The sequence below is a fragment of the Arcicella sp. GW822-FHT02H01 genome, assembly GCF_058802005.1.
Genome location: NZ_JBXANT010000001.1, coordinates 1,411,076 through 1,423,934, shown reverse-complemented (window position 1 = coordinate 1,423,934; position 12,859 = coordinate 1,411,076). Strand labels below are relative to the sequence as shown.

Annotated in this window: 13 protein-coding genes; 8 read left to right on the top strand and 5 right to left on the bottom strand. The window is 36.4% G+C overall.

Annotated elements, in window-relative coordinates; all coding sequences use genetic code 11:
• Positions 1-470 precede the first annotated feature (470 nt).
• Positions 471-2,024, bottom strand: a complete 1,554-nt coding sequence (locus tag AC1RNE_RS06175) for an NFACT RNA binding domain-containing protein (protein WP_492800152.1) — start codon at positions 2,022-2,024, stop codon at positions 471-473.
• A 137-nt stretch (positions 2,025-2,161) separates the two neighbouring features.
• Here AC1RNE_RS06175 and AC1RNE_RS06170 point away from each other — a divergent pair, with 137 nt between their 5' ends.
• The 5 genes from AC1RNE_RS06170 to AC1RNE_RS06150 all read left to right on the top strand — a co-directional run bounded on the left by AC1RNE_RS06170 (position 2,162) and on the right by AC1RNE_RS06150 (position 7,623).
• Positions 2,162-2,536 carry a BlaI/MecI/CopY family transcriptional regulator gene (locus AC1RNE_RS06170; RefSeq protein ID WP_492800151.1) on the top strand — a complete coding sequence of 125 codons (375 nt, stop codon included), beginning with the start codon at positions 2,162-2,164 and terminating at the stop codon, positions 2,534-2,536.
• A gap of 18 nt (positions 2,537-2,554) precedes the next feature.
• Positions 2,555-4,003: a M56 family metallopeptidase gene (locus tag AC1RNE_RS06165; protein ID WP_492800150.1), complete on the top strand. Its 1,449-nt coding sequence runs from the start codon at positions 2,555-2,557 to the stop codon at positions 4,001-4,003.
• A gap of 311 nt (positions 4,004-4,314) precedes the next feature.
• A complete protein-coding gene (locus AC1RNE_RS06160) occupies positions 4,315-5,007 on the top strand; it encodes a Cj0371 family chemotaxis-regulating polar lipoprotein (RefSeq protein WP_492800149.1) in 693 nt (230 codons plus the stop codon).
• A gap of 400 nt (positions 5,008-5,407) precedes the next feature.
• The gene (locus AC1RNE_RS06155) at positions 5,408-6,577 is read left to right on the top strand and encodes a glutathionylspermidine synthase family protein (protein ID WP_492800148.1); all 1,170 of its coding nucleotides are present in this window, start codon (positions 5,408-5,410) and stop codon (positions 6,575-6,577) included.
• 11 nt (positions 6,578-6,588) lie between these two features.
• Complete coding sequence (locus AC1RNE_RS06150; RefSeq protein WP_492800147.1) at positions 6,589-7,623, top strand: YheT family hydrolase; 1,035 nt, start codon at positions 6,589-6,591, stop codon at positions 7,621-7,623.
• A 118-nt stretch (positions 7,624-7,741) separates the two neighbouring features.
• On the opposite strand, the gene AC1RNE_RS06145 is transcribed toward AC1RNE_RS06150, so the two are convergent.
• Positions 7,742-8,938 carry a molybdopterin molybdotransferase MoeA gene (locus AC1RNE_RS06145; RefSeq protein ID WP_492800146.1) on the bottom strand — a complete coding sequence of 399 codons (1,197 nt, stop codon included), beginning with the start codon at positions 8,936-8,938 and terminating at the stop codon, positions 7,742-7,744.
• A gap of 153 nt (positions 8,939-9,091) precedes the next feature.
• Here AC1RNE_RS06145 and moaC point away from each other — a divergent pair, with 153 nt between their 5' ends.
• The 3 genes from moaC (at position 9,092) to miaA (ending at position 11,419) form a co-directional block, all read left to right on the top strand.
• Positions 9,092-9,562 (top strand): cyclic pyranopterin monophosphate synthase MoaC, encoded by a 471-nt coding sequence (moaC, locus tag AC1RNE_RS06140; protein ID WP_492800145.1) that lies wholly within the window; start codon positions 9,092-9,094, stop codon positions 9,560-9,562.
• Positions 9,563-9,720: 158 nt separating this feature from the next.
• Positions 9,721-10,299 (top strand): NTP transferase domain-containing protein, encoded by a 579-nt coding sequence (locus AC1RNE_RS06135; RefSeq protein WP_492800144.1) that lies wholly within the window; start codon positions 9,721-9,723, stop codon positions 10,297-10,299.
• Positions 10,300-10,501: 202 nt separating this feature from the next.
• The gene (gene miaA / locus AC1RNE_RS06130) at positions 10,502-11,419 is read left to right on the top strand and encodes a tRNA (adenosine(37)-N6)-dimethylallyltransferase MiaA (protein ID WP_492800143.1); all 918 of its coding nucleotides are present in this window, start codon (positions 10,502-10,504) and stop codon (positions 11,417-11,419) included.
• A 40-nt stretch (positions 11,420-11,459) separates the two neighbouring features.
• Here the strand turns inward: miaA and AC1RNE_RS06125 are convergent, their stop codons facing one another.
• From AC1RNE_RS06125 to AC1RNE_RS06115, 3 genes are all read right to left on the bottom strand, one after another.
• On the bottom strand, positions 11,460-11,786 hold the full coding sequence (locus AC1RNE_RS06125; protein WP_492800142.1) for a type II toxin-antitoxin system RelE/ParE family toxin: 327 nt from the start codon (positions 11,784-11,786) through the stop codon (positions 11,460-11,462).
• Complete coding sequence (locus AC1RNE_RS06120) at positions 11,776-12,009, bottom strand: hypothetical protein (protein ID WP_323252295.1); 234 nt, start codon at positions 12,007-12,009, stop codon at positions 11,776-11,778. Before AC1RNE_RS06120 ends, AC1RNE_RS06125 begins: the two co-directional genes overlap by 11 nt.
• 334 nt (positions 12,010-12,343) lie before the next feature.
• Positions 12,344-12,583, bottom strand: a complete 240-nt coding sequence (locus tag AC1RNE_RS06115; RefSeq protein WP_492800141.1) for a hypothetical protein — start codon at positions 12,581-12,583, stop codon at positions 12,344-12,346.
• Positions 12,584-12,859 lie beyond the last annotated feature (276 nt).

Genomic DNA, 12,859 nt, shown 5'->3' with positions numbered 1-12,859 from the left:
ATACCTGTATCACCCTAAAAACTAAAATGCAACAAATTTTTGTTGCAAAGAGCTACCATCGTTATAAAATCAGTTGAATTTGCTGAAAGGTTTAAGCAAATAATTAAAAAGAAGTAGAAAGTTAACTGTATATCTGTTAATAAGTGTATTAATTCATTTTCGCCTTTGTTGATGTTTTTCACAAACAAAGCCGCAAACCTCTTACTCTTAGCGAGTGGCTTGAATCCTACTGATTACCCACAAGTATATAAATATATCCCTAGCGAGGGACTTAAGTCCCTCGCTAGGGATAAGAACTTCACGTAGTCAGGCTGTGACATGAGGCGACCAAAGCTCGGTTTGAAAGGCGATTTAAGCCTATTTGAACCAATTTTATCAATAATTACATCTTCATTTCAACTTTTTTAAAAGATGTGGGTAATCAATTGAGCTTAAGTCACTCACTAAGAATAAGAGACTTCGAAAATTACCTACAAACTAGGCTCAATCATTATTACCTCTTCTTTATCGATGATTACTTGCCCTTCGCCCAAATCTCTGGTTTTCCTGACGTATTTTTTTGGTGTAACTATCACGGGGCAAAGGGTGTCAGTTTTCCGTTTTGAATAAAAAGCCGCTAACCCTGCTGCCTTTTCGATGACATTTACAGGGAAATTCCTACCTGCCTGTTTACGAACTACTACGTGCGAACCTGCCACGTCACGGGCGTGTAACCACAAATCTTCTTTTCGGGCAAAGCGTTGCGTTAGTAAATCGTTGTTTTTGGCATTTCTACCTACTAATATCTCATATCCTTCAAATTGATAATATTTAAAAAGTGTTTGAACAGTATCAACTACTTTTTGAGAAGGTTCTAGCTGATTAGCCTTTAGGTATTTCCTGAATTCTTTCAAGGTTTCAAAGCCTTCAATGTCCTTTATCTGTTGGTCAATTTCAGACATATCCATTTCTTTGGCTTCCAGATTCTCCATCAATTTCTCAATTTCGATTTTCTCGTTTTTCGATTTTCTGTAATAATTTTCAGCACTTTTCTGCGGGCTCAAATCTGGTTTTAAACGTACTTTAATGGGCTTATCACGGTAAAAGTCATAGAGTTCTATTACTTCTGTTCGCTCAGGAATAGCGTGAAGGTTCGCCATGATAATATTTGCAATTTCATCATGTTTTACGCCCGTATCCAAACTAGCCAATTGTTGATAACACTTATCAATATAAGTTTGTGTTCTTGTTTTTCGCTTCTGGAGTATTTTAATGATTACGCCTTTTTCTTTATCAATTACATTGATTTTGTTGTGGGCATAATAAAAGGCATTACTGGCTTCTAGCGGGTCAGTGAAAGTATTGGTAATCTCGCCGTCTTCTTCAATTAATGATAAAACAGGCTGATAGTCTATCGTTTTTAGGTAATAAGTGGGGTTTTCTAGTTGTGTTGTAATGGCTTGGATTTGTTCCCAAGTAACAGATTCTTGACCATTTTTGCTCAAAAACTTGGTGATTTCCTTGCCAAAAGTAGGGAAGAGGGGCTTCCACCCTTTTTCCTGAAAAGCTTCAAAACTTTGATCAATCGGGCGGTCTAGTTTGTCTATTTCTACATTATTATCAATCACCAATTTATTCTGAAACAAATCAATCACTTCGTTTTCTTGAAAAAGAATGATGTTTGAACGATTGCCATACATTTTAAAAAGTAATATAAAGTTGTTTTCAAAATAGAGGGCAAAAGCACGCTCATTTTCAAACTGGCGAACGCTTAGTACTTTTAAATCGATGATTTCTTTAAAAAGATTGGCAGAGTTGCGTCCAGCTCTTTTAAAGTCTTTCGGGAAAGCTAAACAAGCAAAATCTGGATGAAGAACAGCTTTAATATAAAAATCTTTTTGGTCACGCCATTGCTTGCCTTCGCTACAAAAGCCTAATAATATTTCGTCTTTTTCTTGGGTAAAACATTCTGCCAGTACTAAACCAGTCAGCTCAGTTGAAAGCTTTTTGGATAATTGACGAAGAAAATAATAATTGGTTTGCATAAAATTACGGAAAGCACAAGGCTTTTTATTGGATAACAAAGGTAGTTGATTTAACTATTGTATCGATGAACGGATAAATACGTTAAATAACTTATTATTTAGTTGTAAAACTGAAAAATAAGTTATAGTTTTGATTCATGGAAGAATTGACAAAAACAGAAGAGAAAATCATGCAGGCACTTTGGGAGTTGAAAAGTGCTTTTGTAAAAGATATTATCGAGAAAATAGACGAAGAACCCAAACCTCCATACAATACGATTTCGTCAGTAGTTAGAATACTAGAAAAGAAAGGTTATGTGGGGTATAAGGCTTATGGAAAGACTTACGAGTATTTTCCGATAATTGCGAAAGCAGAATATGCCAAAAAGACTTTTAAGAAAATATTGAATAATTATTTCGATAATTCTGCCAGTAGTTTATTATCATTTTTGGTGAAAGAAGAGTCTATTTCTTCGGAAGAACTGGATGTATTGAAAAGTATTATTGATGGAAAAACGGGTAAAATGTCATAATTTTTAAAGCGACAAAAGATGAATTATCTAATAGAATCAAGTATCTCGATGATGCTTTTGTATGGATTATATTTCTTTGTTTTTAGGCAATTCACCTTTATAAGGCTGAATCGGATATATTTATTGCTGAGCTTAGCTTTCAGTTTGCTGATTCCAACGCTTAGATGGCAAATGCCGATAGCTGCTTTGGGTTCTACGTCAATTACTACGGGGCTTTACAGCTTTGATAATTATAAAGCATTTGGCAATATTCCTTTAAATAATCCTATGCATGAAGTGTCAAACAATTTTGAATGGTTTGTCATCATTCAGTGGGTATATGTCATTGGTTTTGTATTGATGATAGCTCGCTTGTTTATCTTGATTTATAGAATATTCACTATCAATAGAACTCCCTCTAAGCCCTATATTGCTAATACAGGCAAGATGGCGAATGCCTCGTTTTTTAACTTGATTTTTATTGATGATAGTCAGTTAGAAGCCCATGAAGTAGAACAGATTCTAACGCACGAACGTTGGCATATTCGGCTGTTGCATTCTTATGATTTACTTTTTGTCGAACTCCTAAAAGCGGTTTATTGGTTCAATCCGATTGTTTGGTTATACCAACGTTCTCTGACAGAAGTGCATGAATATGAAGTAGATAGCAGGATGATAGAACAGTATAATCCTCAGGACTATGCACATTTATTACTAAAGTTGGCTGGTTTACATACGCAACCCATGATATTTCATCAGTTTAGTCGTAAACCACTTTCAGCGCGCATTCATTTTTTATTCACTAAACAAAAATCAATACCTATGAAAAAGTACGCATATTTATCTGTATTGCCCCTCGTCGGAGTGCTTATCATGGCATTTTCGTTCGAGAAAGAAAGTGAGGAGGTTGGGAAGAGTCTGGATACTGGCTTGAAAGTTATTGAAAACAGTTATTTTAAGGCTTATCCAGAAATTAAGGTTTTTGAAAACAAATCTATCATGACGCTTACTACTAATGAAAAAAACGATAGAATAGGCATAACCTTAAACCCTAATAAAATTACGCCTGAATTAATTAATGGAGCAGTAGCGAATTATTTTAAAGAGTATGGCTTTGAATTAAAAGCGGTTGATGCTCAATATAATAATTTCCAAAAATTGCTAAGACTAGAAATCATCCTTGAAGAAACGCAGGAAAATAAAAAAAGCAGAGATATTAGCAAGAATATCATGTCTGCTTTGCCAACACGTTTTAGCTTTAATCTATCGGAAATGATTAGTAAAAATCCGAAAGATTTGGATGCTTTGATTACGATTTTTGCAGATAAAACTACTGGCGAGCATTTTGTTGTTCCTTTGGCACCGCCAACATTACCAGACGTAACTCCATACAATTTGTATCAAGAGCAACTGCAAAAAACAAGGATTAAAAAGTTTTTGACACCATCGTTTACTCCATTCATCTATAGTAAAGAAAATGGCTGTTAATTCTTTATAGGTAAAACACGCTTTGGATTATCAATCTTATCAGGACAAGTCTTAACAAAGGCTTGTCCTGTTTTTTTGTATACGATAGTAAAATTATTTATCCTTAGCGAGGTACTTAAGTGCCTCGCTAAGGATAAATACCTGAATCTCTTCTCAATCCTTTATAGCCTTTTGAGCTACCGTCTTTCTTACCGCTCTCCAAATTAAAATACCATTCTTCCTAAGTATTTTCTTATTGCAAAAATCCAGAATATCTTTGATGGACAAACCAAAATAACATTTCACGATTTTTATAATCGTTATCAAAGACAATGACACCCTTACGCAAAAGTTCATTTATTCGCAAAGTCAAAGATATAACCGTGGGAAGTACTTTGGCATTAGCTGTGTTGGGTAATACCGTGATGCTCCAAAGTTGTGGAAGTTCTAATGATGAGGATGAAGGCGACTACGAAGAAGTGGAAGTTTATACAAAAGGAGTAAAAACTTATATTTCTGAGACATCTAAAGGTGAATTTAAAATTACAGATGAAGTAGAAGTACCTGCCGATAGTTCCGTAGCCATTGTTACGTATTTAGATGGTAAAAAAGATACGCTTTCGCCTAGGGCTGTAAAGGCATTGATTGATAATGAAATTGCGACGAACCAAGCTACAATAGGACAAAGTAGCAACCTATCGAATGCGTTGTTATATGGCGGGATGGGCTATTTGCTAGCCAAAACATTAAGCCCGACGTATTCAAATTATCGTCCAGATATGTCGAATGGTTTTAATTCGTCGAGTTCATCTTATAGCAGTGCAAACCAAGACAGCTCACGAAGAAGACGCCATGTCGGATATTACGGAGGAGGTTTGGGGCGTTATTATGCCACAGCAAGTGCTTTCCAAAAATCAAGTTCGATTCATCAGAGCATTGGGAATTCAAGGACAATTACTTCCAGACCTGTGGCAGGAAGAAGTGGTTTCTTTCATAGTTCTAGTCATGGTGGGTATCATGGATAAGCTTTAAGCTATGAGTAGTGAGCTTTGAGCTTTCGGCTTGCTCTTTCCACTCTTCAATTATTTTTAGTGGCATAGATTTTATAATAAATAAGTTTTAAGCTATGAGCAGTGAGCTTTGAGCTTTTTTATTTTAGTAATGTAAATTTTTATTATAATGTATAAATTTTACGTATTCGATAAAGAAGCTGATAGCTCAAAGCTGACGACTCATAGCTTTATATTGTAGCGTATAAATTTTATGTATTCAATAAAGAAGCTGATAGTGATAGCTCAGAGCCGACGACTGATAGCTTAGAGTTTTTATAATATAAAGTGTTAAATTTTAGGTATCTAATAAAGAAGCTGATAGCTCAAAGCTGACGACTCACAGCTGTTAGCTATTAGCTTACAGCTATTAACAATGAAGCTCAAAAGATTAAATATTTTACCTACGCGCACCTTGCAAAATGCTGGTTGGGAATGGATGCTTGGCGAAAGTACACTTCCATACATTACTGATGAGATGATTATCGTTTCTGAAAAAGAAGCAGAAAATTACTATGAAGCCGTGATGCAATTATACGAAATGTATATTGAAGCTGCTCAATATGTAGTTGAAAATGAGCTTTTCAAAGAAATAGGTATTCCCGAAAACTTAGTCAAGCTAGTAAAATACTCTTGGGAAAACGATAATCACTGGCATATTTACGGTCGTTTTGATTTGAGCGGAGGTTTAGATGGCAAGCCCATCAAGCTAATAGAATTTAATGCCGATACTGCTACCTGTATTCCAGAAACTGCCATTGTACAGTGGGCTTCTCTAAAGGCCAATGGACTAGATGAAAGCTCGCAATTCAATACCCTCTATGAATCTTTGATTGAACAATTCAAGGAACTAAAACGCCAAAATCCTGTGTTAACACCTTCATTGCTGATTTCAACGATGGAAGGTTTCCCCGAAGACGATACCAATATGCAAGTATTGGGCGAAGCGGCTATGGAAGCAGGTTTTGAGATAGCCTATGAGAAAATCGAAAATGTAGAGTTCTCGCCGATTGATGGTATTTTTCAGCAAAATAAAGGAAATGGTAGTTTTACAAAATATGATTTCTGGTTTAAGCTAGTTCCGTGGGAATACATTGGATGGGACGAACCCGAATTGGCGGACATCCTGACTAAAATTGTGTACGATAACAAAGCAATCGTATTAAATCCAGCTTATACGTTATTGTTCCAGTCGAAAGGACTGTTGCGTATTTTATGGGAATTATTTCCCAATCATCCGTTGTTATTAGAAACAGATAGCAAACCTTTGGCTAACAAAACCTCGGTACAAAAAGTGCTTTTTGGCCGAGAAGGAGCGAATGTAAAAATACTTTCGGCAGAAGGCGCAACGATTGATGCAAAAGACGGAGAATATTTTGAACAAGTAGCCGTTTATCAAGAATATACCCAATTTCTAACCGACCATGCTGGAAATTATTACCAAGCAGGTGTTTTTTTTGCTGGCGAAGCATGTGGTTTAGGTTTTAGAAAAGGTGGAAAAATCATCGACAATACAGCCCAATTTTGTGGGCACATTGTTGTATAAATATTATTAATATGCCCATTATTCAAACGTCTTACAGAACTTCACATATCTGGAAGGATGCTCATTTTTCAACAATTTATCCAAGTACACTCAGAAAAGTAACTGGAATTGAATACGACCGCGAACGATTAGAACTATGGGATGGCGACTTTCTGGACTTAGATTGGTCGAAAGCAGGAAAAGCTACTAAAAAAGTAAAAACAAAAAAAAAGGCTGTAGCAGCAGTAGAGGAGCAAGGAAACGTACAGCCTAGTAAATCGTTGGCGATACTATCCCACGGTTTTTTAGGCAATACTACTCGCCCTTATTTATTAGGAGGTGTAAAAGCATTTAATTCTATTGGTTGGGATGTGTTGGCTTGGAATCACCGAGGACTAAGCGGAGAAATAAATCGACTAGAGCGCATGACCATTCACGGGGGTAGTGATGAACTAGAAGCCGTAGTAAACCATGCTTTAGACAAAGGTATTTATGAGGAGATTGTGTTGGTAGGCTATAGCAAAGGAGCAAACATTGCACTAAAATATGCGGGAGAGAAAGGGGAAGGAATTTCCGAAAGAATCAAGAAAGTAATCGCCATTTCTTGCCCAACTGATTTGCAGGGGAGCATCGTAGCGATGGGGAAAGCAGGCTTTTATGCCGAAAGGTTTAAAGTGAAATTGCTGAAATTCTTGAAGAATAGATGGGAGTTGATTGATAGTCAGATATTTAAAGAATTTGAAAAATATAAATATTTAGAAGACTTTACTAATAATTACATAGCACCCTTACATGGCATGAAAGATGCCGAGGAATATTACGAGCAATGTGCTGCGATGCCTTATGTAGATAAAATAAGGGTGCCTTCGTTTATCCTGAATGCCAAAAATGACCCTGTGTTGTCTGAAAGCTGTGCGATGTTAGACCTTGCCAAACATTCAGATTATATCTTTTCTGAATACCCAAATTACGGCGGACATTGTGGCTTTTATCTATCCAATGCTGATGACTTATATTATGGCGATAAACGGATGTTGGAATTTGTGGAGGGGAAGATTGTTGTGTAATAGCTTTGAGCCATGAGCTTTAAGCTATGAGTTTTAAATACTCAAATCTTATGGCTGATGGCTCAAAGCTCACAACTCAAGGCTGATAACTCATGGCTCATAACTCAAAGCTATAAGCTTACAGCCCTTTAAACCTTACAAACCCAAACACTTCGCCAGCTTCAAAAACTTGCTTATCTGCTGGTAATTCCACAAAACCATCACAATCAGTCAGGTTAGCAAAGTCGGCAGAGCCACTGCCTTCAAAAGGAGTAGCCATCATTTTACCTGCTTCAAAATACGTTTTTACAGGCACGAAATAGCTTAAATCAGGCTTGAAGACGATGTCTTTATCCAATATTACTTCCTCACTTTTTATGCCTGCTTTAAGTGTAGGCAATACATATTTGCAAAAACATAAAAAGGTAGAAACAGGATTGCCGGGCAAGGCAAAAACGATTTTCCCTTCTTTGGTCTTGCCAAACCACATAGGCTTGCCTGGTTTTTGAGCTACTTTATGAAATAGCTTTTCAAGTCCTAAATCAGCTAAAATAGCAGGGACATAATCTTTTTTTCCCGCTGAAACTCCTCCGCTTAACAACAGAATATCGTGTGAAGTAATAATTTCTTGTAGTTTTTGATAAAGTACGGCTTCTTCATCAATTAGATGAAAAGTGGAAGCCTCAATCCCGATTTGTTGTAAAGCCGCCGCCAACATATAGGCATTAGAACCACGGATTTGATAAGGTAAAGGCGAAACATCAATATCAACCAATTCATCTCCTGTGGAAATAATAGCGATTTTGGGGATACCCTGTACTTTTACTACGCTTTTGCCTACAGTAGCCATTACAGCTATTTCGGCAGGGCTGATTTTTATGCCTTTTTGCAATAAAACATCATCCGCTTTTCGGTCAGAGCCTTGTAGATGCACATTTTGTCCTTTCCTGATTTCTTCCTTAGCAATCGTTATTGAAGCTACCTTTATATCATCAATTGACTGAATATTAATGTCTTCATACCGCAGCACGGTGTCACAGCCTAAAGGCAACATTGCTCCTGTCATTACTTCTATGCCTTTTGTACTATCTTGCAATGCCTTTTGAGCTTCGCCTGCAAACTGAATGTTTTCAATGATTATCTTTTGAAAATCTACTTCATCAAAACAAAATGCTAAACCATCCATCGCCACTCTATTAAAGGGTGGAAAGTCGCGGTCAGCAAGAATATCTTCGGCTAATGTCTTACCTACGGCTGATAACAACGGTATTGCTGAAACCGTAGTTTGGTAGGGGTTAGACATCACGATGTTGAGGGCTTCTGCTACTGAAATCATAAATATTTTTGAGATTTTGGTCGAAACTGTATTTCAACTAAATGTAGGGAATCAAGATTAGATATTTACCTTTGTGCAAAAATAAACAGGATTCCTTTGGGAATGGTTTATTCTTTTGAATTTGTTCAAAACGAATTTCTTGATCAACAATTTATGAAAACCTTTACTCATTTAGATGCCGACAATCAACCTGCGATGGTTGATGTTTCTGAAAAAGCTATTACCAAGCGTACTGCTACAGCACAAAGTATCGTGGTGTTGACGGACGAAATAATGGCTAACTTCCAAGACGGCGACTTGAAAACTAAAAAAGGTTCTGTCATCCAAACAGCTATTATTGCTGGAACAATGGGTGCTAAAAAGACATCAGAATTGATTCCCCTTTGTCATCCATTAGGGTTAGATTCATGTAAATTCACTACCGAAATAGTTGGCAATGAGGTGATTATTACCTGTACATGTTCACTAACTGCTAAAACTGGGGTAGAAATGGAGGCTTTGACAGGTGCAAGCATTGCTGCCTTGACGATTTATGATATGTGCAAGGCTTTCTCACATGATATTGTTATTAAAGAAACAAAGCTGATTTTAAAGACTGGAGGGAAGAGTGATTATAAGGTGTAGGTCTTCGGCTGTCGGAAATCGGCTGTCACTTAACTCATGCCATCAATAATTTTGGAAATTCCTATTAGCTGGTGACTTAAGTCACCAGCTAATAGGAAGAACTGCTCTCTGAAGCAGTCAGGCTGAGACTTGCGGTTTTTATTTTTAATACGTTCAAAATGTCAACAATTAGTAAACCAATAATAAAAGGATTAATCCTTTCTGGCGGGCTGAGTAGCCGAATGGGGACAGAAAAACGTCTTCTGAATTATCATGGCAAAACTCAGGAGAAATATTTGTATGAATTGATGAAGCCTTTTTGTGATGAAGTATTTGTTTCAATCAACGAAAATCAACAAACAACTTTACCTGCTATTCAGGATGTACCAGAGATTAATGTGAAAAGCCCGATTGTGGGTATTTTTTCTGCTTTTCAACAATTCCCTGACTCAGCATGGCTAGTAATTGCTTGCGATATGCCTTTGGTGAATCATGAAACCATCACTTTTTTATTAGAAAACCGTAATGCTGAAAAGTACGCAACGGCTTTTGAAAACCCTGAAGAGCATTTTCCAGAACCTTTGTTGACAATTTTTGAACCTAGATTTTATCAACCTCTGCAAGAGTTTCTCAAGCAAGGTAAAAAAGCTACGATGCGACTTTTACAGAGTTTAGACATAGCATTATTACAAGTACCCGACATACAAATGTTAAAAAATATCAATACAACAGAAGAGTATAATAGCTTTAAGCTGTAAGCTATGAGCAGTGAGCCTTGAGCTATGAGCCACGAACAAGTAGCAATGAACCATGAATATTTAATTTAGCGTAAAAAAACAAATTTCATAGCTTAAAGCTATAAGGAGGGAGACTTGAGCAGTCAGTTATGAGCATTTAATTTAACGAAAAAATCTCACAGCTCAAGGCTGAAGGCTCACAGCTATCAACAGCTAAATACAAATGAACATAAAACCCAAACATAAAACACTCATCATCATTGTAGGCCCTACGGCTGTTGGTAAAACAGACCTTTGTGTAAAACTCGCTAAGGAACTCGATACAGAAGTAGTGTCGGCAGACTCTCGTCAGTTTTATCGTGAACTAGCGATTGGAACAGCCAAACCAACTGTCGAAGAAATGGACGGCGTGCCACATCATTTTGTAGATTCGCATTCTATCCATGATTATTATTCTGTGGGCGATTTTGAACGAGATTGTTTGAAGGTTTTAGAAGAAATCTTTACCCGAAAAGATACTGCCATTCTTACAGGAGGCTCGGGGATGTTTATAAAAATGATTACAGACGGAATCGATGAAATGCCTGAGGCAGATTTACAGATACGTCAGCAACTAGCCGAACGTTTTGAAAAAGAAGGGTTAGGTTTACTAAAAGAAGAATTACGCACCCTAGACCCTGTATATTTTAAGCAAGTAGACGACCAAAATACACAAAGGGTATTAAGGGCTTTGGAGGTATGCATCGCCACGGGGAAACCTTTTTCAAGTTTTAGAAAAAATCAGAAAGCAGAACGCCCTTTCAAAATGCTAAAAATAGCGTTAGAACGACCACGAGAAGAACTCTATACCAGAATAGATACACGGATGGATTTGATGTTAGGTGCTGGCTTGGAAGCAGAAGCAAAAGCCGTCATGGACTATCGTGAACATTATGCCCTAAAAACAGTAGGTTATCGAGAAATCTACGAGCATCTGGATGGCAATTACGACCGTGAAGAGATGGTGAGGTTACTCAAAAGAAATTCAAGGCGATATGCCAAAAGGCAAATGACATGGTTTAAAAACCAAGACGAATTTCATTGGTTTGATGCCAAGAATGTAGCAGAGATTATGGATTTTGTGGCGAACTCCCTAAAGTGAATAGTAAGTATTAAAGAGTATAAATAGATTACTGAGTTTATCAGGGAATAAGTTTGAAAATCTGTTCAAGCTCTTTATCAGTGATGGTATTTTTTTCGGACTTGTCGTAGATAGAAGTAAGGTAAATAACTGTATCAATAACTTTTATATAAGTAATGACCCTAGCTCCGCTAGATTTACCTTTTCCTTTAGAAGCAATAGCCAATCGAACTTTATAAAAACTATTACCAAGGGCTTTACCTTGTTCTGGATTATTGGCAAGGCTTTCTAATAGCTCCGTTAAGTCCTTTTTCAGCGAAGGATATTTTTTAGCCAGCCTTTTTGCTTGTTTATCAAAAAGCGGAATGGAAGATATACTATAACTCATTGAGCAAGTCTTTTGCAGGGCGAGCTTTCAACTTTCCCTGCTCTACCAATTTAAGCTCCAAAACAGCTTCTTTAAGTTCTTGCAAAACTTGTTCTTTGGTTGGTTCTTGGTATTCCAACGCTTCTAAGTCTCTATATTGTTTTTTGAGCTCTTTCCATTCATTGATAGGGATATATACACCAGTGGTTTTTCCCTTACCGTCTTGTATCATCTGTAACCTCATATCTTAAAAATATTTTAAAATTACCTGTCTTTTAATTTAAAAAAGAAACAAACCCATTATTGCCATATTTGCCTTTTTCGCCAGCTTCCAATTTTGTGTGTTAACTGCTACTTAGCAAATTTACATAAAGCACATAAAAAATTGTATAAGACTTGTCTCTTTTTAGTAAATCAGTATTTTAGGTATTTGTTAATGCCATACTACAGTCACCCAAAAACAAATGTAGCGAAACCTAAAAGGCTTCGCTACAAATCATCCTTAAACCAAAACTAAATAGATAATGTGTTCTAAAAAATGCCAAAACATGGCAAATGTTGGCTTTCGCCTAATAATATTATTGTTCGTCTTCGCGCTTGAACGCTAGGAGTAAAATTCTACTTCCGATGTTTAATAAACGACTTTCTTTTGCCAATATTGTTTTTTTCTGAATTTCTGGAACAATATTTTTAGATTTTCCTTCTTTTCTTTCCACTTTTTTTCCCGACAATAAATTATGTGGAAACCCAATGGCTAATGAGTTATTAGACAGTGCAGTAACCGCAAATAATGTAAGAGCAATGGTAAAAGATTTCATCGTTATGATAGCTTTAAATGTTCTATATATGTGTCGCAAGAGTGGCTTTTTAATTACAATACAAAGTTAAGTGTTTTGTTAGGTACTATGCAATACATAATACCTTAAATTTTGTTAAAATCTATATAAATGGTTAAGAAAACGGATGAATGGAATTAGGTTTGCCTATAAGATGAAGAAAAAGTATAAAACGTTGCAGGTAAAATATTTTTTTTCGAAAATTTTAATATTTTTTTTTCCCATAAAAATACTATGCTTCCTAATTTTAGCATGGTC

Excerpts from the sequence above, each read along its gene's own strand:
- AC1RNE_RS06175 (WP_492800152.1), bottom strand. The coding sequence starts at position 2,024 with ATGCAAACCAATTATTATTTTCTTCGTCAATTATCCAAAAAGCTTTCA.
- AC1RNE_RS06170 (WP_492800151.1), top strand. The coding sequence starts at position 2,162 with ATGGAAGAATTGACAAAAACAGAAGAGAAAATCATGCAGGCACTTTGG.
- AC1RNE_RS06165 (WP_492800150.1), top strand. The coding sequence starts at position 2,555 with ATGAATTATCTAATAGAATCAAGTATCTCGATGATGCTTTTGTATGGA.
- AC1RNE_RS06160 (WP_492800149.1), top strand. The coding sequence starts at position 4,315 with ATGACACCCTTACGCAAAAGTTCATTTATTCGCAAAGTCAAAGATATA.
- AC1RNE_RS06155 (WP_492800148.1), top strand. The coding sequence starts at position 5,408 with ATGAAGCTCAAAAGATTAAATATTTTACCTACGCGCACCTTGCAAAAT.
- AC1RNE_RS06150 (WP_492800147.1), top strand. The coding sequence starts at position 6,589 with ATGCCCATTATTCAAACGTCTTACAGAACTTCACATATCTGGAAGGAT.
- AC1RNE_RS06145 (WP_492800146.1), bottom strand. The coding sequence starts at position 8,938 with ATGATTTCAGTAGCAGAAGCCCTCAACATCGTGATGTCTAACCCCTAC.
- moaC (WP_492800145.1), top strand. The coding sequence starts at position 9,092 with ATGAAAACCTTTACTCATTTAGATGCCGACAATCAACCTGCGATGGTT.
- AC1RNE_RS06135 (WP_492800144.1), top strand. The coding sequence starts at position 9,721 with ATGTCAACAATTAGTAAACCAATAATAAAAGGATTAATCCTTTCTGGC.
- miaA (WP_492800143.1), top strand. The coding sequence starts at position 10,502 with ATGAACATAAAACCCAAACATAAAACACTCATCATCATTGTAGGCCCT.
- AC1RNE_RS06125 (WP_492800142.1), bottom strand. The coding sequence starts at position 11,786 with ATGAGTTATAGTATATCTTCCATTCCGCTTTTTGATAAACAAGCAAAA.
- AC1RNE_RS06120 (WP_323252295.1), bottom strand. The coding sequence starts at position 12,009 with ATGAGGTTACAGATGATACAAGACGGTAAGGGAAAAACCACTGGTGTA.
- AC1RNE_RS06115 (WP_492800141.1), bottom strand. The coding sequence starts at position 12,583 with ATGAAATCTTTTACCATTGCTCTTACATTATTTGCGGTTACTGCACTG.